Here is a 23443-nt window from a genome sequence, read left to right as displayed (position 1 = left end):
AGTTGCCTTGAAGGAGGCTGGGGAATACGGCAGAGTGAAGCGGTAATCCAATCATACGATCAGGAGGGCGACATGAGCGACCCCGACACGAGTTCCCAAGAGGGAAACGGGTTGGGCCCGGGCCCCGAAGAGCAGCTGCTCTTCGGTGAACCCGACCCCGTAGAACTTCATCTGCCCGAGAAACTCCACATCGGCGAATCCGATTCCGATGACGCGATCACTCAGAAGCTGCAGCGCCAGGGAGTGCGCATCGGCAAGGGCATGATCGCCCCGCGTGTCTTCTGGCCGGCGCTGATCATCATCGTCGGCATCGTCGTATTCTCCGTGGCACTGCCCGAGGGCACCGGCAATGTCATCTCGAACATCCAGAACTGGATCGTCACTCAGCTCGGCTGGTACTACATGCTCGTCGTCGGGCTGTTCGTCGGCTTCGCGATCGTCGTCGGCTTCTCGAAGTTCGGCAAGATCAAGCTCGGCAAGGACGACGACGAACCCGAATTCGGCGTCATGTCCTGGTTCGCCATGCTGTTCGCTGCCGGCATGGGCATCGGCCTCGTCTTCTACGGTGTGGCCGAACCCCTGACCTATGCGACGACCGGACCGAAGCCCGGCTGGCCCGGCGGCGAGATCGAGAACGCCCAGATGGGCATGGCACAGACCTTCGTACACTGGGGTCTGCACCCCTGGGCTCTCTATGCCGTGCTGGGTATGGCTCTGGCCTACGCCATCCACCGCCGCGGTCGCCCGCTGTCGATCCGGTGGGCACTCGAACCGCTGCTCGGCAACAAGGTCAAAGGCTGGGCCGGTGACGTCATCGACATCATCGCGATCTTCGGCACCGTCTTCGGCATCGCCACCTCGCTGGGTCTCGGCGTCCAGCAGATCTCCGCAGGGCTTAAGCACATCGGCGTTGTCGGCGAATACGACAACACATTCCTCATCATCCTCATCGGCATCATCACCCTGCTGGCCACCGCCTCAGTGGTCTCGGGTGTGGGCGCAGGAATCAAGTGGCTGTCGAACATCAACCTCACGATGGCCGGCGTCCTGCTCGTCACGGTCCTCGTCTTCGGCCCGACTCTGTTCCTGTTCCAGAACTTCGTCGAATCGCTCGGCGTCTGGCTGGCGAACGTCCTCAACATGACCTTCGACATCGGTGCCTACTCCGGCAAGGAAGGCGCCGAATGGAACTCGAGTTGGACCCTCTTCTACTGGGGCTGGTGGATCTCCTGGGCACCCTTCGTCGGTGTCTTCATCGCCCGCATCTCCCGCGGGCGCACCGTCCGCGAGTTCATCGCAGGCGTCCTGCTCGTACCTTCGATCGTCGGCTTCTTCTGGTTCTCCGTCCTCGGTGGAACCGGTATCTACCGTCAGATCTTCGGCTCCGGCGACCTCGTCGACCCGGACGAAGGAGTCGTCGCGGAGCGTGTCCTCTTCGACGTGCTCGGAGACCTGCCGCTGGGCTCGATCCTCTCGGTCATCGCAATCATCCTCGTGGCGATCTTCTTCATCACCTCCTCGGACTCGGGCTCCCTCGTCGTCGACATGCTCGCCTCGGGCGGTCACCCGAACCCGCCGATCTGGTCGCGCGTGCTGTGGGCGCTGATGGAGGGCGCGATCGCAATCGCACTGCTCATGGCCGGCGGACTCACCGCCTTGCAGGCGGGGTCACTGGTCACAGCGTTGCCGTTCTCGATCGTGCTGCTGCTCGTCTGCGTCTCGACCCTCAAGGCCTTCAGCATGGAGGCCAAGCGGACGGCCGCGATCGAACGCGCCGCACGCTACCGTGCGGTCGGCGAGCACCTGGCCGACGACTTCGACGAATACCTGGGTGAGAAAGTCGACGAACGCATCGACTACCGGCTCAAGAGCTCCCAGGGTCTGCTCGGCAAACAGCGTGCGAAGTCTTCTTCCCGAGACAACAAGCGCGGCGTGCGTGAGGTTCCGACCCGGGAGACGGAGACACCTCCGGACACCGAGTCCTGACCCGCACCGAGGCGGCTCGGTAAGGGATCGCTGCCTGCCCTCCACAACGGGGCAGGGTCCCTCACCGAGGCGCCCCGCCTCCGACGCAACCGCTCGACCATCCGGTCGGGCGGTTGCGTCGTTCACGGCCGATGCCAGGGGAGGGCCGCCTCGGCGAGGGAAGCCGCCCTCCGGGCCTCCCTGCCATGGGCGGGACGGAACGAGTAGGCTGGTGGCAGCAGAAACGGCCGACCCCGACCAAGGAGCATGTATGCCCATCGCCAGCCCCGAAGTGTATGCCGAGATGATCGACCGCGCGAAGACCCAGGGCTTCGCCTACCCCGCGATCAACTGCACCTCCTCGCAGACGATCAACGCCGCCATCCGCGGCTTCGCCGAGGCCGGTTCCGACGGCATCGTGCAGATCTCCACGGGCGGTGCCGAATACATGTCCGGCCCGACGGTCAAGGACCGCGTGCGCGGCGCCATCGCGTTCTCCGTCTTCGCCGCCGAGGTGGCCAAGAACTTTGACGTCAACATCGCGCTGCACACCGACCACGCCCCGAAGGACGCCGTCGATGCCTGGGTCAAACCCCTGCTGGCCGCGTCGACCGAACGCGTGAAGAACGGCGGCGAGCCCTACTTCCAGTCGCACATGTGGGACGGCTCGGCCGTTCCCCTCGACGAGAACCTGACGCTGGCCGAGGAGCTGCTCGAGCTCTCGGCGGCAGCTCACTCGATCCTCGAGATCGAGGTCGGCGTCGTCGGCGGCGAAGAGGACGGCGTCGAGAACGAGATCAACGAGAAGCTCTACACCTCCGTCGAGGACGGGCTGGCCACCGCCCGCGCGCTGGGCACCGGCGAGAAGGGCCGCTACCTCACGGCTCTGACCTTCGGAAACGTCCATGGCGTGTACAAGCCCGGCAATGTGAAGCTGCGCCCCGAACTCCTCGGCGAGATCCAGGAGAAGGTCGGTGCCGAGGTCGGCAAGAAGGCTCCGTTCGACCTCGTCTTCCACGGCGGTTCGGGATCGAGTGCGGAAGAGATCGCCGAGGCGGTCCGCCACGGAGTCGTGAAGATGAACATCGACACCGACACCCAGTACGCCTTCACCCGCCCCGTCGTCGAGCACATGTTCCGCAACTACGACGGAGTGCTCAAGATCGACGGTGAGGTCGGCGACAAGAAGCTCTACGACCCGCGCTCCTACGGCAAGGCCGCAGAGAAGGGCATGGCCGAGCGCATCGTCGAAGCCTGCCAGAACCTCGGCTCGGCAGGCACCAGCCTGCAGAAGTGAGCCTCAGCCGGCTCGGTTAGTGGGCCGGAGCGCAGCAGGGTCTGCCTCACGAACCGACAGCGGCCGTCGCCCGATTTCGGGCGGCGGCCGCTGCGCATGCTGAACCGTCGAGAAACGGGCCAAGCGTCGAGAAACGCACGTGGACACCCGTGTCTCGACAGTCAGCCCGTTTCTCGGCGAGATTCCACTGTGGATGGCACGAGGCCCGGGACGCCATTGTCCCGGGCCTCGTATCGTCCCTCGGATCGGCGGACGAGTTGTCTGCCGATCGGACTGCCTGCCGAGTGGCCTGCAGCCCGGTCGCGCTTCGCGTCAGCCTTTGGGCACCGCCTCGCCGGCCTTGAGGCGAGCCACCCGCTGATCCCAGAAGTCGGCGTTGCGCACGCCGACCTTCTCGGGCTCGAACACCGGATCCAGACCGTGCTTGGTCTGGCGCTCGAAGTCGCGCAGGAGCTTGAACGCCGGCTGCTGCAGAATGAGGATGCCGACGATGTTCAGCCAGGCCATGAGGCCCACGCCGATGTCGCCGAGCGCCCAGGCGCTGCCTGCGGTCGACATCGCACCCACGGCGACGGCGATGAGGATGAGCAGCTGCAGCACGCGCTTGCCGACCGCGAGGACGAAGGTGTTCTTGGCCTTGCCCAGCAGGTAGACGAGGTTCGTCTCTGCCATGTAGTAGTACGCGACGATCGTGGTCAGGGCGAAGAGGAAGATCGAGATCGCGATGAAGCTGGCGCCGAAGCCGTGGATCATCGAGTCGAGTCCCGCCTGCGGCCACTTCTCGCCCGGGGTCGCAGCGATCTCTTCGACCATCTGTCCGCGGCCGGTGCCGATGATCGTCGTCTCGTCGGCGTCGAAGACTCGGTACATACCGGTCGAGAGGATCATGAACGCGGTCGCCGAGCACACGAATAGAGTGTCGATGTAGACCGAGCCAGCCTGCACGAGTCCCTGCTTCGAGGGGTGTGAGACCTCGGCCGCCGAGGCTGCGTGGGGTCCGGTGCCCTGTCCGGCTTCGTTCGAGTAGATGCCGCGCTGGACGCCCCACTGGACCGCCATGCCGATGATTCCGCCGAAGGCGGCTTCCGGACCGGCGTCGATGCCGAATGCCGAGTTGAACATCAGCTGGAAGACCGGAACGATCTGGTCGGCATTGATGATGGTCACGGCGATGGCTGCAATGATGTAGATGACGGCCATGAACGGAACCGCCAGCGAGGCGAAGTGCGCGATGCGCTTGATTCCGCCGACGACGATGAAGCCCAGGATGATGACGAGCGCGATGGCAGTTCCCCAGGTGGGAACGCTCCAGGCGTTCTCGACGGCGCCGGAGATCGCATTGGACTGGATGCCCGGCAGCATGAAGGACATGGCGATGACGGTCACGGCCGCGAAGACCATGCCGTAGACCTTGAACAGCCCGCGGGCCTTGGTGTGGCGGTAGGCCTTCTCGATGTAGAAGGCCGGGCCGCCGCGGTACTCACCGGTGCGGGGATCCTGTTCCTTGAAGATCTGGCCGAGCGTCGACTCGACGTACGAGGTCGAGGCGCCGAGGAGTGCCGAGATCCACATCCAGACGACGGCACCGGGGCCGCCGAAGCCGATGGCGGTGGCGACACCGGCGATATTGCCGACGCCGACGCGGCCCGCCAGAGAGATCGCCAGGGCCTGGAAGGACGAGACTCCCTCATTGGAGCTCTTGCCCGTGAACATCTGCTTGAAGATGGCGGGGATCTGACGGATCTGTACCGCGCGGGAGCGGATCGTGAAATAGACACCCGCGCCGAGGCACAGGTAGACGAGGGCGGACGACCACACGACCCCGTTGAGCCAGTCGATGAAAGCGGACACGCTTCTCCATTCGTTCTTCCGTGCCGGGATCGCCGACACGGTGTTGCTTATCTAGCGTCTGTGCCAGAGCGCCGGTCAGCTATTGAGCGACCGGATTCACGAGAGTTTTCCTAGCGTTCTCTGTGATGCACCTCATAAGTGAAACCGATTGTCATCGGTGACGCAAATCGCATTCGCCGAGGCGGCTTCCCGTTGCGCTGTGCCGGGCAGGGCCGCCTCGGCGAATTGTTGCGAAGTCGTTGCGAACTGGGTCACTTCATGTGCGTCAGTTCACTATTTGGGACGAGAACCGTAAGATGTGGTGCGGATCTCTTCGAGCAAAGAAGACACGAAGAGCACTTGTGAAAGACAGGAACACCATGAAACGACGAACTGGTGCAAAGGCCGTGGCCATCGCTGCGGCCGGCGCTCTGCTCCTCTCCGCCTGCTCGACCTCGACGACCGGAGGCGGCGGCGGGGACGACGAAGGCGGAATGCTCACGGCCGGAACCACGGACAAGGTCGTGGCTCTCGACCCGGCTGCTGCGTACGACAACGGAAGCTCGCTCGTCGAACAGCAGATCTACCCGTACATCCTCGCCTACAAGCCGGGTACGGCCGAGCTCAACCCTTCGATCGCCGAGTCCGCTGACTTCACCGAGCCGACGAAGTACGAGGTCAAGCTCAAGGACGGACTCAAGTACGCCAACGGCAACGAACTGACCTCCTCGGACGTGAAGTTCTCCTTCGACCGTCAGCTGAAGATCCAGGACCCCAACGGGCCCTCTTCTCTGCTCGGCGGCCTGAAGTCTGTGGAGACCCCGGATGAGAAGACCGTCGTCTTCAACCTCAAGCGCAAGAACGACCAGACCTGGCCCGGAGTCCTGGCCAGCGCTGCCGGACCGATCGTCGATGAAGACGTGTTCTCGGCTGACAAGGTCACGAAGGACCAGGAGATCGTCGACGGCAAGGCCTTCGCCGGTCCGTACACGATCGACGGCTTCAAGTTCAACGAGCTGATCACCTACAAGGCGAACCCGGACTACAAGGGCTTCATCGAGCCGGCGAAGACCGAGACCGTGCAGATGAAGTACTACTCGGACGCGAACAACATGAAGCTCGACGTCCAGGAGAACACCATCGACGTCGCTTGGCGTTCGCTCTCGGCCACAGACGTCGAGGACCTCGGCAAGAACGAGGACCTCAAGGTCCACAAGGGGCCCGGCGGCGAGATCCGCTACATCGTGTTCAACTACGACACGATGCCCTTCGGTGCGAAGACCGACGACGCCGACGAGAAGAAGGCGCTCGCCGTCCGCAAGGCCATGGCTGACTCCGTCGACCGTCAGGCGATCGCCAGCCAGGTCTACAAGGACACCTTCACACCGCTGTATTCGCACGTGCCCGACGGGCTTCCCGGCTCCGATGAACCGCTGAAGTCCGAATACGGCGACGGCAAGGGCGGCGCCGATGTCGAGAAGGCGAAGAAGGCGCTCAAGGATGCCGGTGTCAAGACCCCGGTCGAGCTCAAGCTGCAGTACAACCCCGACCACTACGGTCCCTCCTCGGGTGACGAATACGCCCTGGTCAAGGACCAGCTGGACAAGACCGGGCTGTTCAAGGTCAAGCTGCAGTCGACCGAGTGGGTGCAGTACTCGAAGGACCGCACCGACGACGTCTACCCGATGTACCAGCTGGGCTGGTTCCCGGACTACTCGGATGCCGACAACTACCTCGTGCCGTTCTTCTACGACACGGATGAGACTCCGTCGTTCCTCGCCAACCACTACCGTGACGAGGCGATGAACAAGGAGCTCAATGCTCAGTCCTCGATCGCTGATGAGGGCAAGCGCGAAGATGCCCTGAAGAAGATCCAGGGTGAGCTGGCCGACGAACTGCCGACCCTGCCGCTGCTGCAGGGCAACCAGATCGCCGTGTCCGGCAAGGACGTCAAGGGCGTCGATGACACCCTCGACCCCGCTTTCCAGTTCCGTCTGGCACTGCTGAGCAAGTGATCACCCACACGAGGTGCAGGTGAGCCGATCAGGCCGCCTGCACCTCGTGGCGCGTCCGCGGTCAGGTCCGTACACCTGAAGTGACCCTCGCCGAGGTGTCCCCTGCCGCTGGTGCATCGAAACACATCCCATAAGGAACACATGTCTGCTGCCATCAGCGAACCAGGGGCTGAGGCCGCCGAGACTTCGGTCGCGGTCAAGAAGCCCTCGGGAGGCGGTCTGGGACGTTATGTCCTCATCCGCTTCCTGCTCATCATTCCCACCATCTTCATTCTCACCACTCTGGTGTTCTTCCTCATGCGCATCACCGGAGACCCGATCACCGCAGCGTTGGGCGGACGCCTGACGAAGGCCCAGCTTGCCGAGCGCGTCCATGCCGCCGGCTACGACCGGCCCATCCTCGTCCAGTACTTCGAATACTTGGGCAATCTGCTCAAAGGCGACTTCGGCACCGCCGTCTCTGACGGGCAGCCGGTCTCGTCGATCCTGCTCAACTACGGGGCAGCGACCGTCGAACTCGTCTTCTACGCTCTCATCGTCGCGTTCATCCTCGGCATCCCGCTGGGCATGCTCGCCGCCTACCACCGCGACAAGGCCCCGGACGCGGCACTGCGTGTGCTCGCGATCCTCGGCTACGCGACCCCGGTGTTCTTCGCGGGCATGATTCTCAAGCTCGTCTTCGGCGTGTTCCTGCCGATCCTGCCCGTCGCCGGCCGCGGCACCACAGAGACCGAATACATCATGTCCGGTGTCGTCGGGCCGACGAGGTTCTACCTCATCGACGCCCTGCGCATCGGCAACTTCTCGGTCCTCGGCGATGTGCTCGCCCATGCGGTGCTGCCGGCGATCGCGCTCGGCGTGCTCACCGCCGGAGTGTTCCTCCGGCTCGTGCGCACGAACCTCATCGGCACGCTCGAACAGCAGTACGTCGACTCCGGTCGATCTCGCGGAATCTCCGAATACCGCCTGGTCACCAAGCACGCCTACCGTCCCGCGCTGATCCCGATCATCACGGTCATGGGTATGCAGATCGCGCTCATGCTCGCCGGTGCCGTGCTCACCGAGACGACGTTCGAGTGGAAGGGACTCGGCTTCAAACTCGCCGAATACCTGACCGCCCGTGACTTCGTGGCGGTGCAGGGAATCGTCGTGTTCCTCGCCGTCATCGTCGCGGTCACGAACTTCCTCGTCGATGTCATCGCCGCGTTCATCGACCCGAGAGTGAGGTACTGATGTCCACTCCAGACAACCCGCAGAACCAGGGTCCGGATGAAGAAGCCCAGACCTTCGCCGAGGAGGCTCCCGGCTCCGGAGTCCCGGCAGCGGCGTTCGACGACCGGGCAAAGAAATCCTGGTTCTCCCGCCTGCCGATCATCTCGCATCTGCGCCAGTCCGTCGGCCTGCAGCGCGGAATGCTCATCACCGGTCTCGTGCTGTGCGGGATCGTGCTCATCTGCGCGATCTTCGCACCGCTCATCGCCCCGTACGGCTTCAACCAGCTGGGCACCTCCGAAGGCAACTTCGGGTCGAAGCTGCCACCCGGCGGCACCCACATCTGGGGCACGACCGTCGGCGGCTACGATGTCTTCTCCCGTGTCGTCTGGGGCGCCCAGACCGCAGTGGCCGTCATCGTCGTGGCCGTGGTCATGTCGATCTTCGCCGGCGTCATCCTCGGTCTCGTCTCCGGCTACATCGGCGGATGGCTCGACCGCATCCTCGTCGTCATCGCCGATGCCGTCTACGCCTTCCCGACCCTGCTGCTGGCGCTGGTCATGTCGATTGCGATCTCCGGCGGTCAGTCGAGTGCGTGGGGCGGCATCGCCGCGGCCGCATTCTCGATCACGGTCGTCTTCATCCCGCAGTACTTCCGCGTCGTCCGTGCCGAGACCCTGCGGCTGAAGGCCGAGCCGTTCGTCGAATCGGCGATCGTTCTCGGTGCCTCGAAGACGCGGATCATCTCCAAGCACATCTTCCGCAATGCCACACGGACCCTGCCGCTGATCTTCACACTCAACTCCTCCGAGGCGATCCTGACCTTGGCCGGACTCGGGTTCCTGGGATTCGGCATCGAACCCACCTCGGCGTCGGAATGGGGATATGACCTCAACAAGGCACTGCCGGACGTCACCTCCGGCGTGTGGTGGACGGCGGTGTTCCCGGGCGTGGCCATCGTGCTCACGGTGCTGGGAATCACCTTGGTCGGTGAGTCGATGAACGACCTCAACGACCCGCGTCTGCGCGTGCGGCGCAAAGCCAAGGTCAAGAACGTCAAGCCTGCGGAGGTCACGGCATGAGCGAGCAGAAACACGAGCAGACCGCTTCGGCGACCGGCAGCATCCTCGATGTCGACAGTCTCGACGTCACCTTCTCCACCGATGGCGGGGACGTCCACGCCGTCAAGGACGTGTCGCTGAGCGTCTCGCCCGGTGAGGTGCTGGCGATCGTGGGTGAGTCGGGGTCTGGCAAGACCGTGACCGCCCGGTCAATCCTCGGGCTGCTGCCGGAGACGGCGCAGCGAACCGGGGCCATCGTCATCTCCGGGCAGAACGTACTCAACGTCTCCGCCGATGAGCTGCGAGCCATGCGCGGCCGGGATGTGGCGATGGTCTTCCAGGAGCCGTCGACGGCACTCAACCCCGTCTTCACGGTCGGGTGGCAGATCGCCGAAGGTCTGCGCGCGCACGATAGGAAGGCGAGCAAGGCCGACCTCAAGGCGCGCGTCGTCAAGGCTATGCGGCAGGTCGGGATCCCCGATGCCGAAAGCCGTTTCGACTACTACCCGCACCAGTTCTCGGGCGGGCAGAAGCAGCGCATCGTCATTGCCATGGCCCTGGCTCTCGGGGCGAAGCTCATCGTCGCCGACGAGCCGACCACCGCCCTCGACGTCACCGTGCAGGCGGAGATCCTCGACCTGCTGCGTGAGCTGCGTGACGAGACGGGCACCGCCATCGTTCTCATCACCCACAACATGGGCGTCGTCGCCGACCTCGCCGATCGCGTGGCCGTGATGCTGCGCGGGGACCTCGTCGAGGTCTCGTCCGTCGAGCAGCTGTTCAACGATCCGCAGGAGCAGTACACGCGCGAACTGCTCGCCGCTGTGCCGCGGATCGGATCGACCGTGGCCGGCAGCCGCAAGGCGGCCGCCGCCTCGGCGCGCACCGACGCGACGGGGCAGACCTCGGATGGGGTCGCCTCGGCGAAGGAGGGAGCCGCCTCGGCGAAGAACGGGGACGCACGCGAATCGATCGTGAACGCGCGCGAGCTCGATATCGTCTATCCGGGCGGCATCGGCAAGTCGGACTTCCACGCGGTGAAGAAGGTCAGCTTCGACATCAGGGCCGGCGAAGTCTACGGGCTCGTCGGTGAGTCGGGGTCGGGCAAGACGACGATCGGACGCGCGATCGCGGGCCTGACCAGGGCCAGCGGCGGGAGTCTCTCCGTTCTCGGGCACGAGATGGTCGGGTTCAAGGAGCGTGAGTTCTCGAAGATCCGGCGACGGATCGGGTTCGTGTTCCAGGATCCGGCGGCCTCGTTCAATCCGCATCTGTCGATCGGGGAGTGCATCGCCGAACCGTTCGCGATCCACCGTCGGGAGATGAGCGCGAACGACCGGTCGCAGCGAGTGCTCGGACTCCTCGATTCCGTGCAGCTGCCGAAGGCGTATGCGGCGCGGTATCCGCATGAGCTCTCCGGCGGTCAGCGGCAGAGGGCGTCGCTGGCGCGCGGTCTGGCGCTCGATCCGGAGCTGCTCATCGCCGATGAGCCGACCTCGGCGCTCGATGTGTCCGTGCAGGCGAAGGTCCTCGAGCTCTTCGTCGAGCTGCAGAACCGCTTCGACTTCGCGGCCCTGTTCATCAGCCACGACCTCGCCGTGGTCGATATGCTCTCCGACCGCATCGGCGTGCTCTTCCAGGGCGAGCTGCTCGAAGAGGGCACGGGTGAGCAGGTGCTCGGTGCGCCGCAGGAGGACTACACGAAGCGCCTCATTGCGTCGCTGCCGGTCCCGGACCCGAAGGAGCAGGCGAAGCGCCGCGAGCTGGCCAGAACCCTCCGCCCAACCCCCTAATTACTACCTGACGGCGGCCCAGCAACCTCGCGCCAGGTTGCTGGGCCGCCGTCAGGTAGCAAGGGGTTATTTGGTGTCGGCGATGAAGTCGAGCATTCCAGCCTGGTTGACCGGCAGGGCCAGCAGGCGATCGAGTTCGGCCTCATCGGGGTCGATACCGAGGATGCGCATCGAGTACTGAGTGAAGTCGCGCTCGATCATGTCAGGAGTCAGGTCACCCGTCGGCCGGTACCACAGCGAGAGCGAGTTGCAGATCGAGTGGATGGCGCGAGTGGCCAGAGCCGCACTGCCGACGCGGAACTTACCCGAGTCGATGCCGGCCTGGACGATATCGCCCATGATCTCGCGAGCTTCCCGCTGGAGTTCCTTGACGCGGACCGCGTTGTCGCCGGTGAGGCGTTCGGTGTCGCGCAGCAACACGGTGGAGACCGAGACGTTCTCCATGCGATAGCGGGCGAGGTAGCGTACGGCCACGGCCAGCTGATCGACCGGATCATCATCGACGTCGGCGATGACCGCTCGGCAGTGTTCGACGTACCAGGTATACGCTGTGTGGACGAGCTCGTAGAGAGCTTCCTGCTTGGACGGGAAGTAGTAGTAGAGCGCTGAGAGGCTCAGACCTGCTGTCTGTGCGATATCGCGGATGGACGCGCCGTCGAATCCTTTGTCCGCGAAGGTGTCCCGGGCCGAGCGGAGAATATTGTTGCGGCCGTTGGTTGAGCGCACGATGACCGGACTCCTTGCCTTGTTTTCCGTTGAAGCCGACTTTTTAACGAACAGTCTTTCACTTGCCCAACGACCATACACGACAGGTGGTCTCTGCGGGCCTGATTTCGCGCGGAATTACGGTATCACCGTTCCCGGAACCTGATCCGACCGGCGCCGGGCATGGTGATCAGGGTCACTCGATCGCCGGGAATGATTGAGTGTTCAACAATGTTGGTCACGGTGGAGCTGCAGCCGACCCGGTTCGCCGAGGTCGCAGGCTCCGCCCGTGAATTCGACCGCCACGGCCGCCCGGCCGGTGGACACCGCTGAACGATTTGAGGACGCATATGCTCAATATTGCCATCATTCCCGGAACTTCCCGCCCGCAGGCGCTCAACCCGCAGATCGTGAGCTGGGTCGAGCAGCAGCTGGCTTCCAATGATGACGTCCGCGCCGAGGTCGTCGACTTCGGCAGCTTCGACCTGCCCCTCCTCGACGAGGTGATCCCCGCCGGTGCGAAGATGTACGCCAACGACCACACGAAGGCCTGGGGCGCGAAGCTCGAAGAGTTCGACGCCTTCATCTTCGTCACCCCGGAGTACAACCACTCGATCTCCGGTTCGCTGAAGAACGCCCTCGACTTCGTCGCCACCGAGTTCAACCACAAGGTCGCCGGCATCGTGAACTACGGCGCCGACAAGGGAGTGCGCGCCGCTGAGCACCTGCGCCACATCCTCGCGAACTACAAGCTCGCCGTCGTCCGCGACCAGGCATCGTTCTCGATCTTCACCGACGTCGCCGACGGTACGTTCGCCCCGACCGAGGTCTCGGCCGCCCCGTTCGCCTCCATGGTCGACGACATCGTCGCCTGGGGCGAGGCCCTGAAGTCCGTGCGCGAAGCCGGTGCCGAGGAGCAGGCCGCCTGAGTCCGCCCTCGCAGCTGAGCTGAGACAGGCCCGCCGGTTACCCGACCGGCGGGCTTCGTCGTCCCCGCGTCGACCGACATCGTCCCCGTCGCGACCGACGCCGCCGTCAGGGTGATCCCTCGCCGAGGCGGCCCCCCGACCATGCACAGTGACCGTCCCCACATCTGCGTTAGAGTCGCAGTGATCAACTGTTCGCTCAGCGATGCAAAGGACACTCATGGATCTCACGAACACCGTCGCCCTCGTCACCGGCGGAGCCTCCGGACTCGGCCGCGCCACCACCGAACGCCTCTTGGCCGCCGGCGCCCAGGTCGTCATGGTCGACCTCAACGCCGAGGTGGGGCAGCAGGTCGCCGCCGAACTCGGCGAATCCGCCCACTTCGTCACCGCCGACGTGACGAACGAAGAGCAGGTTCAGGCCGCCGTCGACACCGCGACCGGGCTCGGCGTTCTGCGCGTTGTCGTCAACTGCGCGGGCGTCGCGACCCCCGGAAAGCTCGTCTCCCGCAAAGGTCCGCTGCCGCTCGAGGCATTCCAGAAGGTGCTGAACATCAACATCGTCGGCACCGTCAACGTCTGCCGCCTCGCCGCTGCGGCCATGCAGCAGCAGGAGCCGGACGGCGAAGAGCGCGGAGTCATCGTCAACACCGCCTCCGTCGCAGCCTTCGACGGGCAGATCGGCCAGATCGCCTACTCGGCGTCCAAGGGTGCCGTGGCCGCCGTGACATTGCCGATGGCCCGCGAACTCGCCGCCTCTCTCATCCGCGTCGTCACCATCGCCCCCGGCATCTTCGAGACCCCGATGATGGCCGGTCTGCCCGCCGAGGCGCAGGAATCCCTCGGCAAGTCCGTGCCGCACCCGGCCCGGCTGGGCAAGCCCGCCGAGTACGCGCAGCTCCTCGAAGCGATCGTCGCCAACCCGATGCTCAACGGGGAGACGATCCGCCTCGACGGCGCCATCCGCATGGCCCCGAAATGATCGACTGACACCTTCACCGAGGATGTCCTCCCCGAGGAGAGTCCAACCGACAGAGCCGCCCGTCTCCGCAGTCGCGGAGGGGCGGCTCTGCGGTTGAGTGGAATTCTCAGCGGCGGGCGTTGACGAGCAGCGCCAGCTGCACCCGCGAGGTCACCTCGAGCTTGTCGAAGATGCGCGCCAGGTGGGTCTTCACCGTCGCCGTCGATACGAACAGCGACCGCGCCACCTGGGCGTTCGTCAATCCCTGAGCAACCGCCTCGGCGATCTCCCGTTCCCTGGTCGACAGAGTTGCCAGCGGATCCTGACCCGACGCCGAGGCGGCCGGACGGGACGACATCAACGTGGCCAGGGCGGTTGCCGACAGGGTGCGGGTGCCGTCGGCTGCCGCGCGGACGGCGTTGATGAGCTCTTCCGGCGGGGTGTCCTTGAGGATGTAGCCAGCCGCCCCGGACTGCAGGGCGCGGTGGATGAAATCGTCGGTCCCGAAGGCCGTGAGCATGAGCACCTGGGGATGTTCGGGATCGGACAGCAGCGTCTGCGCGGCCTCGAGGCCGTCGAGACGGGGCATCCGGATGTCCATGAGTACGAGGTCGGGACTCAGCCGACGGGCGAGGTCGATGGCTTCGACACCGTCGACCGCCTCGGCGATGACCTCGATATCGGTCGCCGCGCCGAGGAGGAGCTTGAGCCCCGAGCGCATGAGCGATTCGTCGTCGGCGATGATTACCCGAATGCTCATGGCTGCGTCTCCTGCTCGTCGGGGGAGCCGATCGTACCGGCGGTTCCCGGGGCGTCGCCGTCTGTGAAGATGTCGGCGTCGACGGGGATGCGGGCACGGAGGGTGAACTCTGGGGTCGTCGTCACGGTGAGATCGCCGCCCATGGCCTCCATTCTCTCCCGCAGCCCGAGCAGTCCCAACCCGGATCCGGAGACGAGCTGCTGCGCTCCGGCGCGGAAGGCCGGGGCCAGGCCTGTGTGCGGATTGCTGGCGACGAGCACGAGGTGACCGTCGGCCTCATCGAAGCCGACCTTGATCGTCACCGTCTGGCCTGGTGCGTGCTTGACCGCGTTCGTGATCGCCTCCTGGACGAAGCGGTAGATCGTCGTCTGCTCGAGTGCCCCGCACCGGTGGAGCGCCGCGCCCGTCACCGGTTCGAGGTAGCGCAGCTCAGCGGTGTCGCCCCTGGCCGCGACGAGGCGGTCGATGTCGGGGTCGATGACAGTGCCCTGATCGTCGCTGCGGAGCATGGTGAGCACCTCCCGGAGTTCGACGCCGGAGCGGCGGGCGGCATCGGCGATGAGGCGGGCGTTCTCCCGCACCTCGTCGGGGTCGAGGTCCTGCCGCACGGACAGCGCACCGGAATACATGGCGATGACGGAGAGGTGGTGGGACAGGGAATCGTGCATATCGCGGGCGATGCCGCGTCGCACCTCGGCGATGGCGCGGTCCTGCCGGGAGCGTTCGCGCAGCAGGGTCTGGGCGGCGGAGTCGATGAAGCCCTGCTCGCGGGCACCGCGGATGACACCGACGATGACGATAACGGCGTACATCGTGCCGCCGAAGACGAACACGGGGAGATCGAAGGCTCCCGCGGCCTGTGGAGTGAGCACATAGGTCGCTGAGAAGGCTGCCAGTGTGGCGGCGAGTGCAACGAAGTCGAGGGCCCAACTGCGCCGGGCCGACAGTGAGATGAGCATGATCGAAGCGGCGAAGGCGCCGAGGATGCTGACCGTGCCGAGGAGTATGCCGATGATCCCGACTGTGACGGGAATCCAGCCTCCCGGTCGCCGCTGAAGCGATTCGACGGATCCGTCGGCGGCGAGGTATTCCTCACCGCCGCGGCCGGAGACAGTGAGGAACTCGCGCAGCTTCTCTGCGGCCAGGACCTTCGGTCTCAGCTGAGTGCGCGGAACTCGGCGTCCGTCGAACGCGAGGACGATGGGCAGGCAGACGAGACCGACGAACCCGAAGGCGAGATGGACGAGGAATTCGAAGAAGAGCGCGTTATCTTGGGCTTCTGCGCTCTCGAGATCCGGCCATTCGATTCCGACGACGATGAAGAGCAGGAGCACACCGGTGACAGCGGAGATGCCGGTCCAGAGAAGGGCTCGCGCGAGCGGGCGGCGGGCGGGGCGAGATGTCACCCTTCGAGCCTACCGGTGAGAAGACGGATGGTCTGTCGCCCGAAAGGATGAAAGAAGTCATGCCCTCGGCCGATGGTCAGTGGCCGCCGGTTTCGAGAGGGTGGAGGCATGAGAAATCTCCCCCGCTTCACTCGGTCGCCCATGACCATAGCAGCCCAGCCGGCCCCTAACCTGCCCGGACCCGGTTCCGTCGAGCCGCCTCGGCGCTATCATCGTCAGTTCGCCGCGCTGCCGAGCAACCGGTGGTTCAAGCCGATCCTTGTGGCCCTCTTGACCCTCATGTTCTACCTCATCGCGATCGTCGTCCTATTCGTCGGCCTCTTCGTCTGGGCACTTTTCGCCTTCGGCGCCGACGGTGACTTCAATGCATGGTCGGACCAGCTCATCGACATGAACACGACCACGGGCGTCCTCTTCGGACTCGTCAGCGTCATCCTCATGTGGCCGGCCGCCGAGCTCGCGACCCTATGCATCTACCGACGCTCTTTCTCCTCGATGATCTCGCTCCGCGGCGGCATGCGATGGGGGCAGCTAGGCCGGTATCTGCTGGTCGGTGCGGCCGTATGGGTGGTCTGCGCGATCGTGATGGTCGCCTTCTCCGACGGGTCGATGGGCAACCTGACCTCGGGAATCGTGTGGAACAGCCAAGTGCTCGCCATGCTTATCGCAATCATCCTCCTCGTTCCGTTCCAGGCGACGGCCGAGGAGATCGTCTTCCGCGGCCTGGCCATGAACATCATCGGCTCATGGCTGCGCCACCCCGCGTGGGCCGTGTTCATCCCCGTGCCGATGTTCGTCGCCGGCCACCTTTACGACCTGCCGGGACTCATCGACGTCGGCATCTTCGCCGTCATCGTCGGCACCCTGACCATCATCACCGGCGGTCTCGAGGCCGGAATCGCCTTCCACATCGTCAACAACGTCTTTGCGTTCGGTCTGGGTGTGCTCGCCGGTGCCGACCTCAATGCGACGAGCGCACCGACGATGGAGGTCGTCATGTCGATAGCGGCTCCGATCATCTTCGGCACCGTCGTCGTCCTCGATCATCGCCGCCGAAGCGGATCGTCCTCGATCATCGCCGCCGAAGCGGATCGTCCTTTCGCCGAGGCGGCCCGACCGACCGAGAACCGATGCGTCCCCGCAGGGACAGCCCAGAGAACGAGGAAACCGCGGCGGACAGCGACGTGAATGCCGACACCGAAACGAAAGCGAACCTGTCATGAGCTACTACAGCGAACTCGCCCAGAACCTGCGCAAGCGCGGGTGTGAAGAAGACCAGGTCCTCACCGTTCTCGACGAGGTCAAAGACACAGCTGAGACGGCAGGGACGACACCCGAAGCCGAGTTCGGCACCCCCGAAGAGGCGGCTGCAAATCACAGCGGGAAGCGCGCACGGTCCACAGGGCAGGCGACGCTCAACGGGTTCGGGGTCGTGGGGATGTGCTGTGTGGTCGTCTACGCCCTCTGGCCGGGACTGTTCGACTTCATGAACCCCGTGCTGTCGAACTTCGCCGGCATGATCGCGCTCCTCGTCCTGCTCGTCATCGGCGCCTTCGTCGCAGGTTTCATCGACACTCGTCTGCCGAAGGGGTTCGAGACTCCGCGGTCAGCAGCCGATCGATGAGAGCGTCTGCCGTGACGCCCTCGGCGCGAGCCGCGGCGTCGACGCGTTCGAGCATCGAGGGAGACAGAGTCGGCGACGCCTCTGCTGGCTTCGTCCCGGCTTTGAGCAGCAGCGAGGTCAGCGGCACGACGACGACCCCGAGTGCGGCGAGGATCCACACGATGCCGTTGATGCGGTTCAGCCATTCAAGCTCCCAAGCTGATTCCACCCAGGTCGTCACGAGGGTAAGGCATGTGCCGGCAGCCAGCAGGCCGAGAGTGATCGGCAGTCCGATGCGCACCACCTGCGTCCGAACGGTCAGCAGCAGGATGAGCGAGCTGACAGAGGCGACAGCGGTGAGGAGGGCGAAAGAGGACAGGGCCTTGAAAAGAAAGTCCCAGAATTCATAGTTGTCTGGTCCTCCAAATGGGTCACCCCAGAGGAACCACAATGCCAGGCCCAAAGTGACCGCGGCCAGCCCGATCGTGCCAATTCCGAACCACTGGACCCGACGGCCGATGAGTGTGGCTCCGCAGAACGCTGCGACGCTGACCGCTCCGGTCAGAGCCGTCGTGCCGATGACCTTGAAGGTCGCTTCGGACTCAACATCTCCGAGCAGGACGATGATCCCACCTGCCGCTGCAAGGCTGAAGGTGACGACGATGACGATGACGATCGTGCGGCGCAGAATCCGCACCGATCGTCTCGGCGCATTCGGATCCGATACCGAGGCAGTCGCCGCCGAGGGCCGAGGAACAGAAGGGGAGGGAGTCGGCTGTGACATGGGGGAAACAGTCCTTCCAAAAGGGAAAGCAAGAGGGGGACTTCCAGTATGGCACCGGATACTCGACACGTGCCTGAGACGGTGCGGATCCACGCCGGCTCAGCGCTTTCCTCGGACCCTCACTCCATCGGCAGCGACGCCCTGACCTCGAAACCACGGTGTTGAGTCGGCCCAACCTGCAGGCTCCCACCCAAAGCTTCGACGCGTTCGCGCATCCCCTTGATGCCGAAACCTCCGCCGAGGTGGCTGTGCCCACCCGCATCCGTCCCACCGTCGGGCAACCCGTTGAGCACGGAGATCTCAAGCCGGGGTCCGATGGCCGTGACGGTGACCGTGACCGGGGCGCCGACGGCATGCCGCAGCGCATTCGACAGGCTCTCCTGCACCACGCGGAACGCGGTGAGGCTCGTCGTCGGCGGCAGCGCGACAGGTTCGGCGGGGAAGTCGAGATCGACGACCGCGCCGGAACCGCGCGTGACATCGACGAGTGCGGGAATGTCGTCGACGGTCGGCTGCGGCGCCAGGTCGGCATCCCGGCCGCCGCGGAGGATCGCGAGCAGTCCGCGCATCTCCGCCAGCGCCTGGCGAGCCGATCCCGCCATCGAATCGAACTCGCCGAGGCTGCGCTCATCGAGTCCGGGCAGCCGGTACTTCGCCGTCGTCGCCTGCACGCTGATGACCGACATGCTGTGCGCGACGACGTCATGGAGTTCCTGAGCGATCCGGTTGCGCTCTTCGAGTTCCTGCCGCTTCGCCAGCTCCGCGGCACTGAGTTCGCGTTCGGACTCGAGCTGCCGGCGGCCTTTGACGAGCAGGTTGCCGATGACGACGATGACGCCGGCACCGGCGGCGACGGCTGCGGTGGTGATCACGTTCGACAGTGCCCCGGGCAGCTGACCGGCATGCGGCAGGACCAGAGCGAGCACGCCGATGAGCGCACTGCCCGACCACAGTGCGACGAGGTGGATCCAGCGGTGGCGCAGACCGATGATGAGGTGGAGGAACACGAGAGCCAGCAGCGAAGTGACCGTGAACGGTCGGACTGCTCCCGAAACGTCCGCAGTGAGCAGAATGCTCGCCAACTGAGCGACGAGGCCAAGGCCGATCGCCGGTATCGGCCAGCGCACTGCCAGCAGGAGCGCGGCGCTGAGACTGCACGCAAGAACCATCGCGAAGACTGTCGGGACACCGTAGAGCACGGTGGTCACCGGCCAGGCGACCGCGACGAGCACGACCCCGACGAACGCTGCGATGAGCCAGAACCACCCCTGACTCCCGGCGATGGCCGACAGTGCAGACGACTGCGCCGGATGAGCCGACCGCTCTGAGCGAGTCGCCTGCGCGGAGACAGCTGCCCCATCAGTCGACAGGGCAGCGCGGATCGAAACGATCTCGAGCAGCGCCATGGCGTGGAGGATGAAGGGGAAAGTCAGCAGCAGGATGATCCCGACGATGAACTGGAAGGTCGCCTCGGCGGCGAACCCGAGGTCGGTGACCGGGGAGTTCGTCACCCACGCGACGACCCAGTCGACGGTGTTTCCGCCTCCGTCGGGGACGAACGCGCCCCAGAAGAAGTGCGTGATCCCGCCCAGACCGCCGGCGACCCAAGCCAGCGAGACGGAGAACGTGAAGAGCCGGATCGGCAGTGCGAACACGGCTTCGAAGAGCAGATCCAACCACGCACGCGCATCGGACAACGGAGCCAACCACCAGCGGAGTCCGCGTCCACGGGGACGGGGAGCCGCCTCGGCGATGGGGACGCCCCATGCGCGGGCACGGGCCCGGGAGAAGTTGCCGAACGCGCGGGCGACGGTCAGCGTCAGCGGCAGGAGGAGCACGCCGACCCAGACGATGACCGTGGCGATCGAGACGGAGAACAGGGTGATGAGCACCGGAAACGCGATGAGCGAGATGAGCAGGCTCGGGGCGACGAGAACGGAATCGCGGCCGAGATTGCGCCACAGCCTGGCCCACCACGAACGCGGCGCGGTCGCGGCCTGAGAATCGGCCGCCTGGGCATTCGGACCGTTCTGCGGAGGCTCTGCTGGGCGGGGCACCTCTACAGCGTACGTGTCGGTGGGTGTGGGGGAGGTGAGATCGGGGGAGTGGTTCACAGCGCGATTCCTTCCTGAGCTGTCTGCGAGGCGGCCGTCGCAGGGGCGGCGGGGGCAGTGCCGCGAGATTCGAGGACCTTCGGGTGGAAGCGCGAGAGCAGCCACACTCCGCCGATGCCGATGGCTGCGGAGACGAGCAGACCGAGGGTGGCCGGCGGAGTCAGGCCGGTGTACTCGCCGAAGAATGCGGCACCGATGATGACGGCGACGATCGGGTCGATGACGGTGAGGCCGGCCAGCACGGTCTCGGCGGGGCCGCAGGCGTACGCGGTCTGGACGAGCCAGAATCCCGCCGCCGAGGCCAGGCCGACCGCGCCCAACAGCGCCCACCAGCGCAGACCGAACGTATCGAGTCCAGGCAGTCCCGACATGACGACGGATCGGGCGAGGACGTGCGTGGCCGCGGCGACCGTGCCGAAGACGATCCCGGTCATGACGACCCGGGGGATGTGGCCGGCGGAGCTGAACGAGAACAGCCCCGCGAAGACGGTGAGGGCTGCGAGCACGGCGAGCAGCCAGGTCACCGACTGTGCGTTCACGGAGATGTCGTGGGCGAACCTCGCCGAGGTGGCCACGAAGGAGAAGATCCCGAAGAGCGTGACCGCGATGCTGATGAGCAGCGGAGCACCGAGGCGGAGCCCGAAATACCGCCGACCGATGAGGACGGCGAAGACGAGAGAGACCGCGCCGATGGGTTGGACGATGGCAACCGGGCCGAGTCCGAGCGCGATGACGTTGAGCACCGTGACCAGCCCCATGAGTCCGAGCCCGGTGGCCCAGGTGGCGCGACGGCGCAGGCCCGGGGCCATGGTGGCCACGGCATGCTGCTGGAAGTGGGTGCCCAAGGCCAGGCAGAACGCTGCTGCGGTGGCGAGGATGACGGCGGTGATGATCATGACTCGAACGTTAGGGAGCCGGTATGCGCCGGCACATCATACGCAGGAGTGAAATGAGCGCCGCACGTATCACCCGTGAGGATGAGATCTGCGCGAAACCGGGTCCATGCGGCGGATTCTCGGGGATTGAGCGGGTCCCGCGACCCCGCCTTCCGGTAGGTTTGGACCATGCCGGGAATTGAGGACGCGGGGAACGGGGACGGAGGAGCCGCCTCGGCGAGTGTGCCGCCTCCGTCGGAGACGACGATCAGGGTCGCCATCGTCGACGATCAGGCGATGGTGCGGCAGGGGTTCGGGGCGCTGCTCGACGCGCAGTCGGACATGCAGGTCGTCGGCAGCGCCGATGACGGGTCCGCCGTCGTCGACCTCGTCCGCCGCACGAGCCCCGATGTCATCCTCATGGACATTCGGATGCCGACGCTCAACGGGCTCGACGCCACCAGAGCGATCTTCAACATGCCCGGGGACCACCCGCGAGTCATCATGCTCACCACGTTCGACGCCGACGAATACGTGTTCTCCGCGCTCCGCGCCGGTGCCAGCGGATTCCTCCTCAAGGACGCCACCGCCGAAGACATGATCACCGCTGTCCGGGTCGTTGCCGGTGGGGAATCGCTGCTCGCGCCGTCGGTGACCCGCCGCCTCATCGCCGAATACGTCGCCGGGCCCACCGTGGCCAAGGACACCGCGGTGCTCGGTCAGCTCACCGACCGGGAGATCGACGTGATGACCCTGGTGGCTAAGGGGCACGCCAACGCCGAGGTGGCCGAACAGCTGTACCTCGCCGAACAGACCGTGAAGACCCACGTCTCGAGGATCCTGTCGAAGCTGGGACTGCGCGACCGCACCCAGATCGTCGTCGCCGCCTATGAGTCCGGGTTGGTCGTCGCCGGGAACTGAGCGGCGCGGTTCGGAGAGGGGCGTCTGCGGGGGACGCCGGCTCGCTGACTATTCGCGGGCGAAGCCGGCTCCGAGGTCCTTGACTATGGTCTCTGCGGATCCGTCCTGGGCGCTGCGGTAGCCGGTTCCGGCCCACAGGTGCAGGCCGTGCGGGTCATCGGCCTTCTTCGCCGCGGCCCGGAACTGCTTCGTCAGATGGTGCACGGCCGGATAGGCGTCGACGGCGATCGGGTCGAACGTCCGCACGAAGTCATTGACCAGCGCACGTGCGGGGCGCCCGGTGAACGCTCTGGTCAGCTGGGTGTCCGTGAACTCGTCGTCGGCCAGTGCAGCTCGATGAGTGGGTGCCGTTCCTGCCTCGTCGGAGCGCAGCAGCAGGGTGCCGACGACGACTGAGCTCGCCCCCGCACCGAGGAGCTCTCCCACCATGGCCTCACCGTCGACTCCGCCGCCGGCTGCCACGGGCAGGTCCACCTCGGCGAGGATGTCACGGACGAGATCGACGGTCGCGCGGTCCTCGATGGTCCGTGTCGGATCGGCCGTACCCGAATGTCCGCCGGCGTGCGGACCTTGGACGATGAGCCCGTCGACCCCGACTTCGGCGGCCGCACGGGCCTCAGCAACCGAGGTCACCGTGGCGACGACCTGAGTGCCGACGGCGTGGAGGCGGTCGACCGCCTCGGCGGTGGGCAGATTGAAGGTCAGCGAGACCAGAGGAACGGGGTGCTCGGTGAGCCAGTCGAGCTTGTCGTCGAAGTGGTCGTCATCCTCGACGGGTTCGGGATCGAGCGTGATCCCGCGGGCGGCTGCGGCCGGTTCGAGCGCACCGACGAAGTCGTCGAAGGCCTCGCGATCGACGGGGATGGGATTCGGAGCGAAGAGGTTGACGCCGAAGTTCGAAGTCGACTCACGCATCCGTGTGATCAGAGGAGCGAGGGCATCGGCGGTGAGATAGCCGCCCGCGACGAAAGGGAATCCGCCGGCCCGGGCGACAGCCTCGGTGAGTTCGGGCGTCGTCGTCCCACCGGCCATGGGCGCACCGATGATGGGCAGCGAGGTCTTCGCGAAGGCGATCGTCACGGTTCTCTCCTTTGATCGGCGGGCCCGGGCTCGGTATCTGTGGCCGAGCTAGGCGGCCGTGTGGTCGGGCGTGCTCATCGCCATTTTCACATGGCCGGGCGTGGCAAGTATGAGGTGATCGGTCGACAGTATCCC

General features: G+C 65.6%; 19 protein-coding genes. 11 read left to right on the top strand and 8 right to left on the bottom strand.

Annotated features, from left to right (window positions below; all coding sequences use genetic code 11):
- Window positions 1–72: 72 nt before the first annotated feature.
- Together LJ362_RS15230 and fbaA are read left to right on the top strand one after the other, a co-directional pair.
- The gene (locus LJ362_RS15230; protein WP_264799867.1) at window positions 73–1986 is read left to right on the top strand and encodes a BCCT family transporter; all 1914 of its coding nucleotides are present in this window, start codon (window positions 73–75) and stop codon (window positions 1984–1986) included.
- A gap of 250 nt (window positions 1987–2236) precedes the next feature.
- Entirely contained in the window at window positions 2237–3262 is a 1026-nt protein-coding gene (gene fbaA / locus LJ362_RS15225) for a class II fructose-bisphosphate aldolase (protein WP_264799866.1), read from the top strand.
- Between the two features lie 312 nt (window positions 3263–3574).
- On the opposite strand, the gene LJ362_RS15220 is transcribed toward fbaA, so the two are convergent.
- Window positions 3575–5113 (bottom strand): alanine/glycine:cation symporter family protein, encoded by a 1539-nt coding sequence (locus LJ362_RS15220; protein WP_062862556.1) that lies wholly within the window; start codon window positions 5111–5113, stop codon window positions 3575–3577.
- Between the two features lie 359 nt (window positions 5114–5472).
- Here LJ362_RS15220 and LJ362_RS15215 point away from each other — a divergent pair, with 359 nt between their 5' ends.
- From LJ362_RS15215 to LJ362_RS15200, 4 genes are all read left to right on the top strand, one after another.
- Window positions 5473–7107: an ABC transporter substrate-binding protein gene (locus tag LJ362_RS15215; RefSeq protein WP_264799864.1), complete on the top strand. Its 1635-nt coding sequence runs from the start codon at window positions 5473–5475 to the stop codon at window positions 7105–7107.
- 141 nt (window positions 7108–7248) lie between these two features.
- Window positions 7249–8340, top strand: a complete 1092-nt coding sequence (locus tag LJ362_RS15210) for an ABC transporter permease (RefSeq protein WP_139469086.1) — start codon at window positions 7249–7251, stop codon at window positions 8338–8340.
- A complete protein-coding gene (locus LJ362_RS15205; protein ID WP_264799863.1) occupies window positions 8340–9401 on the top strand; it encodes an ABC transporter permease in 1062 nt (353 codons plus the stop codon). Before LJ362_RS15210 ends, LJ362_RS15205 begins: the two co-directional genes overlap by 1 nt.
- Window positions 9398–11173, top strand: a complete 1776-nt coding sequence (locus LJ362_RS15200) for a dipeptide ABC transporter ATP-binding protein (protein ID WP_264799862.1) — start codon at window positions 9398–9400, stop codon at window positions 11171–11173. Before LJ362_RS15205 ends, LJ362_RS15200 begins: the two co-directional genes overlap by 4 nt.
- Before the next feature lie 66 nt (window positions 11174–11239).
- Here LJ362_RS15200 and LJ362_RS15195 read toward each other — a convergent pair whose 3' ends face one another.
- Window positions 11240–11899: a TetR/AcrR family transcriptional regulator gene (locus LJ362_RS15195; protein ID WP_264799861.1), complete on the bottom strand. Its 660-nt coding sequence runs from the start codon at window positions 11897–11899 to the stop codon at window positions 11240–11242.
- 329 nt (window positions 11900–12228) lie between these two features.
- Between LJ362_RS15195 and LJ362_RS15190 the strand changes: the two genes are divergently transcribed.
- Complete coding sequence (locus LJ362_RS15190; RefSeq protein ID WP_101543990.1) at window positions 12229–12807, top strand: NADPH-dependent FMN reductase; 579 nt, start codon at window positions 12229–12231, stop codon at window positions 12805–12807.
- A 217-nt stretch (window positions 12808–13024) separates the two neighbouring features.
- On the top strand, window positions 13025–13786 hold the full coding sequence (locus LJ362_RS15185; RefSeq protein WP_264799860.1) for an SDR family NAD(P)-dependent oxidoreductase: 762 nt from the start codon (window positions 13025–13027) through the stop codon (window positions 13784–13786).
- Window positions 13787–13892: 106 nt separating this feature from the next.
- Here LJ362_RS15185 and LJ362_RS15180 read toward each other — a convergent pair whose 3' ends face one another.
- Both LJ362_RS15180 and LJ362_RS15175 read right to left on the bottom strand, forming a co-directional pair.
- Window positions 13893–14525: a response regulator gene (locus tag LJ362_RS15180; protein WP_264799859.1), complete on the bottom strand. Its 633-nt coding sequence runs from the start codon at window positions 14523–14525 to the stop codon at window positions 13893–13895.
- On the bottom strand, window positions 14522–15931 hold the full coding sequence (locus LJ362_RS15175; RefSeq protein ID WP_264799858.1) for a histidine kinase: 1410 nt from the start codon (window positions 15929–15931) through the stop codon (window positions 14522–14524). The genes LJ362_RS15180 and LJ362_RS15175 overlap by 4 nt, the downstream gene beginning before the upstream one ends.
- 141 nt (window positions 15932–16072) lie before the next feature.
- Between LJ362_RS15175 and LJ362_RS15170 the strand changes: the two genes are divergently transcribed.
- A complete protein-coding gene (locus LJ362_RS15170) occupies window positions 16073–17119 on the top strand; it encodes a CPBP family intramembrane glutamic endopeptidase (protein ID WP_264799856.1) in 1047 nt (348 codons plus the stop codon).
- Window positions 17120–17150: 31 nt separating this feature from the next.
- Window positions 17151–17555 carry a hypothetical protein gene (locus LJ362_RS15165; RefSeq protein ID WP_264799855.1) on the top strand — a complete coding sequence of 135 codons (405 nt, stop codon included), beginning with the start codon at window positions 17151–17153 and terminating at the stop codon, window positions 17553–17555.
- Here LJ362_RS15165 and LJ362_RS15160 read toward each other — a convergent pair.
- From LJ362_RS15160 to LJ362_RS15150, 3 genes are all read right to left on the bottom strand, one after another.
- Window positions 17497–18318, bottom strand: coding sequence for a hypothetical protein (locus tag LJ362_RS15160; protein ID WP_264799854.1), 822 nt, complete (start codon window positions 18316–18318; stop codon window positions 17497–17499). The genes LJ362_RS15165 and LJ362_RS15160 overlap by 59 nt on opposite strands.
- A 119-nt stretch (window positions 18319–18437) precedes the next feature.
- Window positions 18438–20432 (bottom strand): sensor histidine kinase, encoded by a 1995-nt coding sequence (locus LJ362_RS15155; RefSeq protein ID WP_264799853.1) that lies wholly within the window; start codon window positions 20430–20432, stop codon window positions 18438–18440.
- Window positions 20429–21328 (bottom strand): hypothetical protein, encoded by a 900-nt coding sequence (locus LJ362_RS15150; RefSeq protein WP_264799852.1) that lies wholly within the window; start codon window positions 21326–21328, stop codon window positions 20429–20431. The genes LJ362_RS15155 and LJ362_RS15150 overlap by 4 nt, the downstream gene beginning before the upstream one ends.
- Before the next feature lie 168 nt (window positions 21329–21496).
- Between LJ362_RS15150 and LJ362_RS15145 the strand changes: the two genes are divergently transcribed.
- Entirely contained in the window at window positions 21497–22228 is a 732-nt protein-coding gene (locus tag LJ362_RS15145; RefSeq protein WP_259357242.1) for a response regulator, read from the top strand.
- A gap of 48 nt (window positions 22229–22276) precedes the next feature.
- Here LJ362_RS15145 and LJ362_RS15140 read toward each other — a convergent pair whose 3' ends face one another.
- Window positions 22277–23308 (bottom strand): nitronate monooxygenase, encoded by a 1032-nt coding sequence (locus LJ362_RS15140; protein WP_264799851.1) that lies wholly within the window; start codon window positions 23306–23308, stop codon window positions 22277–22279.
- Window positions 23309–23443: the final 135 nt, after the last annotated feature.

This window comes from Brevibacterium sp. JSBI002, assembly GCF_026013965.1.
GTDB lineage: Bacteria > Actinomycetota > Actinomycetes > Actinomycetales > Brevibacteriaceae > Brevibacterium.
Note: the sequence above shows the minus strand (reverse complement) of the source record. Positions and strands in the feature narration are given on the sequence as shown.

What these genes read in the sequence shown, in the direction of transcription:
- LJ362_RS15210 (WP_139469086.1), top strand. Translation starts at nt 7,249, where the DNA reads ATGTCTGCTGCCATCAGCGAACCAGGGGCTGAGGCCGCCGAGACTTCG.
- LJ362_RS15145 (WP_259357242.1), top strand. Translation starts at nt 21,497, where the DNA reads ATGCCGGGAATTGAGGACGCGGGGAACGGGGACGGAGGAGCCGCCTCG.
- LJ362_RS15190 (WP_101543990.1), top strand. Translation starts at nt 12,229, where the DNA reads ATGCTCAATATTGCCATCATTCCCGGAACTTCCCGCCCGCAGGCGCTC.
- LJ362_RS15215 (WP_264799864.1), top strand. Translation starts at nt 5,473, where the DNA reads ATGAAACGACGAACTGGTGCAAAGGCCGTGGCCATCGCTGCGGCCGGC.
- fbaA (WP_264799866.1), top strand. Translation starts at nt 2,237, where the DNA reads ATGCCCATCGCCAGCCCCGAAGTGTATGCCGAGATGATCGACCGCGCG.
- LJ362_RS15205 (WP_264799863.1), top strand. Translation starts at nt 8,340, where the DNA reads ATGTCCACTCCAGACAACCCGCAGAACCAGGGTCCGGATGAAGAAGCC.
- LJ362_RS15185 (WP_264799860.1), top strand. Translation starts at nt 13,025, where the DNA reads ATGGATCTCACGAACACCGTCGCCCTCGTCACCGGCGGAGCCTCCGGA.
- LJ362_RS15180 (WP_264799859.1), bottom strand. Translation starts at nt 14,525, where the DNA reads ATGAGCATTCGGGTAATCATCGCCGACGACGAATCGCTCATGCGCTCG.
- LJ362_RS15165 (WP_264799855.1), top strand. Translation starts at nt 17,151, where the DNA reads ATGAGCTACTACAGCGAACTCGCCCAGAACCTGCGCAAGCGCGGGTGT.
- LJ362_RS15160 (WP_264799854.1), bottom strand. Translation starts at nt 18,318, where the DNA reads ATGTCACAGCCGACTCCCTCCCCTTCTGTTCCTCGGCCCTCGGCGGCG.
- LJ362_RS15150 (WP_264799852.1), bottom strand. Translation starts at nt 21,328, where the DNA reads ATGATCATCACCGCCGTCATCCTCGCCACCGCAGCAGCGTTCTGCCTG.
- LJ362_RS15200 (WP_264799862.1), top strand. Translation starts at nt 9,398, where the DNA reads ATGAGCGAGCAGAAACACGAGCAGACCGCTTCGGCGACCGGCAGCATC.
- LJ362_RS15170 (WP_264799856.1), top strand. Translation starts at nt 16,073, where the DNA reads ATGACCATAGCAGCCCAGCCGGCCCCTAACCTGCCCGGACCCGGTTCC.
- LJ362_RS15230 (WP_264799867.1), top strand. Translation starts at nt 73, where the DNA reads ATGAGCGACCCCGACACGAGTTCCCAAGAGGGAAACGGGTTGGGCCCG.